Origin of the sequence: Streptomyces sp. WELS2, assembly GCF_013870595.1 — a bacterium.
GTDB lineage: Bacteria > Actinomycetota > Actinomycetes > Streptomycetales > Streptomycetaceae > Streptomyces.
Genome location: NZ_JACBWZ010000602.1, coordinates 1 through 3,946 on the forward strand (window position 1 = coordinate 1; position 3,946 = coordinate 3,946).

Annotated in this window: 2 protein-coding genes; both read left to right on the forward strand. The window is 67.9% G+C overall.

Annotation, left to right across the window (positions count from 1 at the left end; translation table 11 throughout):
- The first annotated feature begins 55 nt into the window (after positions 1-55).
- The gene (locus H5J33_RS26450; protein ID WP_181797365.1) at positions 56-2,380 is read left to right on the forward strand and encodes a transglycosylase domain-containing protein; all 2,325 of its coding nucleotides are present in this window, start codon (positions 56-58) and stop codon (positions 2,378-2,380) included.
- A gap of 144 nt (positions 2,381-2,524) precedes the next feature.
- On the forward strand, positions 2,525-3,946 hold a 1,422-nt coding region (locus H5J33_RS26455), incomplete at its 3' end, for a glycosyltransferase family 87 protein (RefSeq protein WP_181797364.1).

Below are 3,946 nucleotides of genomic sequence, written 5' to 3' on the forward strand. Positions count from 1 at the left end.
CAAGAAGCGGTTCATCGACTACCCCCGGGCCGGCAAGTACGGCTGGCGGCGCTGGGTGCCGTCGTGGAAGCTGGTCAGCGGGCTGTTCGTCGGCTTCGTCGGCGGCCTGGTGGTGATGGTCGGCGTCGGCTACGCGATGGTGTCGATCCCCAACGAGAACGACGCGGCGAAGTCGCAGAACAACGTCTACTACTGGTCCGACGGCACCCAGATGGTGGCCACGGGCACGGGCGTCAACCGGCAGAACGTCAGCATCGACCAGATCCCCGAGGCGATGCGGTGGGCGGTGATCTCCGCCGAGAACAAGTCCTTCTACCAGGACTCCGGCGTGGACCCCATGGGCATCGCGCGCGCCATGGCCAACATGGCCCGGGGCGGCCAGACGCAGGGTGGCTCGACGATCACCCAGCAGTACGTGAAGAACACGTACCTGAGCCAGGAGCAGACGGTCACCCGCAAGTTCAAGGAGATGTTCATCTCCATAAAGGTGGGCACGAAGCTCGACAAGAACCAGATTCTCCAGGGCTATCTGAACACCTCGTACTTCGGGCGCGGCGCGTACGGCATCCAGGCCGCGGCGCAGACCTACTACGGCAAGAACGCCGTCGACCTCAAGCCGAGCGAGTGCGCCGTCCTCGCCGCGCTGCTCAAGGGTCCGACGTACTACGACCCGGCGGGCAACCAGGACCTCGACAAGACGGCGACCCCGCAGGCCAACGAGAGGCGCTCGAAGGAGCGCTGGGCCTGGATCCTCGGCGAGATGCACAAGGACAAGCACCTCGGCGACGCCGAGTACAAGGAAGCCATCGCCCAGTACCCCAAGCCCGACGGCCGCAAGGCGACCAGGGGCATGACCGGCCAGGTCAGCTACCTGGTCGACACAGCGAAGAAGTACGTCCTCGCCCACTCCGACATCACGGAGGCGCAGTTCGACAGGGGCGGCTACCAGATCTACACGACCTTCGAGAAGGACAAGGTCAGCGCGCTGGCGAAGGCCGTGAAGAAGGTGCAGGAGGAGAAGCTCGACCCGGAGCACCGGGACCTGGACAAGTACGTCCAGTTCGGCGCGGCCTCGGTGAAGCCCAAGGACGGCGCGATCGTGGCGCTGTACGGCGGTGACGGCTACGAGAAGGGCCACTTCACCAACAACGCCGACACCTCCGGTGTCCCCGTGGGCTCGACCTGGAAGCCCTTCGTGCTCGCCGCGGCCATGGAGTACGGCACGTACAAGTCCGGCGGGCAGGGCGTGTCCCCGCTGAGCAAGTACAACGGCAACGACCACCTCAAGGTCCGCAAACCGGACGGGACCTACTACCTCAACAAGGACAACTCCTACTTCTTCCAGAACAACGAGGGCCCCCGCCCCTGGGGCTACATCACCCTGCGCAAGGCGATGGAGCAGTCCATCAACACCCCCTTCGTGCAGCTCGGTGTCGACGTGGGGATGACCAAGGTGCGCGACGTCGCCCGGCGGGCCGGCATCCTCGACCAGAGCATGTCGCAGGACCTCAACCCGTCCTTCGCCATCGGCACGTCCACGCCCAGCGCGATCCGTATGGCCGACGCCTACGCGACCTTCGCCGCGTCCGGTCAGCAGACGGACCCGTACTCGGTGACGGCCGTCAAGTTCAACGGCTCCGACGCGCCCAGCTTCGTCAAGCCGAAGCCCGCCCCCAAGGAGGCGATGGACCCCAACATCGCCAACAACGTCACGGACGTCCTGGAGAACGTGATCCAGAACGGCACCGGCAAGAAGGCCCTCGCTCTCGGCCGCACGGCGGCGGGCAAGACCGGCACCACCGACGAGAACAAGTCGGCCTGGTTCGTCGGCTACACCCAGCAGCTGTCGACCTCGGTGGCGATGTTCCGCGAGAATCCCAAGGACCACAAGCTGCTGTCCATGAACGGCACCGCGAACACGGACTCCATCCACGGTGGTGACATCCCGACGCAGGTGTGGACCGACTACATGAAGGCGGCGCTCAAGGGCCAGAACGACCCGGGCTTCCCGAAGGCCACCCCCATCGGCACGGTCCAGGACCAGGCGGGGGCCCCCTCACCGACCCCGAGCTTCACCCCCACCCCGAGCCGGACCCCGAGCACCACGCCGTCCCCGACTCCCAGCAAGACGACGCCCACGCCGACCCCCTCGGCGAGCGACACCTGTGGCTTCGGGTGGGGCGACAACTGCGGTGACAACGGCAACGGCGGCACCAACGGTGGCGGCGACGGTATCGGAGGCACGGACACGGGCGGTACCGACGGAGGCACCTTCCCGACGCCCACGGGCACGGAGACCACCGGGCCCGGGAACAGCCGGGGCAACGGCAACGGGAACGGCAACGACGGCGGAAGCATCTTCGCGGGCCCGCAGGGTTAGTCCGGTTCCGGCCGGTTGGCGCGGTATGACCGACCCGGAGCGTTTCACGTGAAACATGGGCCGTCGCACCCACGAGGTGCGGCGGCCCTCGGCGTCTTCCTGGACGGGTACGGCTTACCGGACGGGTACGGCAGGATGTGCCCCATGCCCAGTGCAGAGACGACGCCCGCGAGCCAGCACGAGCCCGAGCCCGTGCGGCCCGCCGCGGCAGAACCGGTGCAGCCGACCAGGGAGGACGAGGTCGCCGCCGCCGGCAGTGAGCTGATCGGTGGTCCCCGGGGGAGGCGCGCCCTGCCCGGGTACTCCTGGTGGACCCCGGTGCGGATCGTGGCGCTCGTGGCCATCGGCATGTTCGCCCTCGGCCTGGTCCAGAAGGCACCCTGCTACCACAACGCCTGGTTCTTCGGCGCGAGCAGCCAGTACACCCACGCCTGCTACTCGGACATCCCGCACCTCTACCAGGGCCGTGGATTCGCCGACGGTCTCGTGCCGTACTTCGACAAGCTCCCCGGCGACATGGACTACCTCGAATACCCGGTCCTCACCGGAGTGTTCATGGAGGTGGCCTCCTGGCTGACCCCGCACAGCGGCTCCCTCCAGCACCAGGAGCGGTGGTACTGGTTCGTCAACGCCGGGATGCTGATGGCGTGCGCCGCCGTCATCGCCGTCTGCGTGGCCCGTACCCACCGCCGGCGCCCCTGGGACGCCCTGCTGGTCGCCCTGGCGCCTGCCTTCGCCTTGACCGCGACCATCAACTGGGACCTGCTCGCCGTGGCGCTGACGGCCGCCGCGATGCTGATGTGGTCGCGGGGCCGGGCCCTCGCCTTCGGTGTCCTGCTGGGCCTCGCCACGGCCGCCAAGCTGTATCCCTTCCTGCTGCTCGGCCCGTTGCTGGTGCTGTGCTGGCGAGCCGGGAAGTGGCGCGCGTTCTTCCAGGCCCTGGCGGGCGCGGTGGGTGCCTGGCTCGTGGTGAACCTGCCGGTGATGCTCACCCACGACGCGTCGGGCTTCCACATCCGCGAGGGCTGGGCGAAGTTCTACACCTTCAGCAAGGAGCGTGGCGTCGACTTCGGCTCCTTCTGGCTGATCTGGGCGCAGAACTCCAGCGACCCGCCCACCACCGGCTTCATCAACAACGCGGCCACCGTGCTGGTGGTGTTGTGCTTCCTCGGCATCGCCGCGCTGACGTTCACCGCCCCGCGCCGGCCGCGCTTCGCCCAGCTGGCCTTCCTGATGGTGGCCGCCTTCGTCCTCACCAACAAGGTCTACTCGCCGCAGTACGTCCTGTGGCTGGTGCCGCTGGCGGTCCTCGCCCGGCCGAAGTGGCGGGACTTCCTGATCTGGCAGGCGTGCGAGGTGGCGTACTTCCTGGGCATCTGGATGTATCTTGCCTACACGACCAGCGGAGACGCCCACAAGGGTCTGCCGACGGAGGGCTACCACTGGGCGATCGTGGTGCACCTGCTGGGCACGCTGTACCTGTGCGTCGTCGTCGTACGGGACATCCTCATGCCGGAACGGGACGTGGTGCGCCGGTCCGGGGACGACGACCCCTCGGGCGGTGTG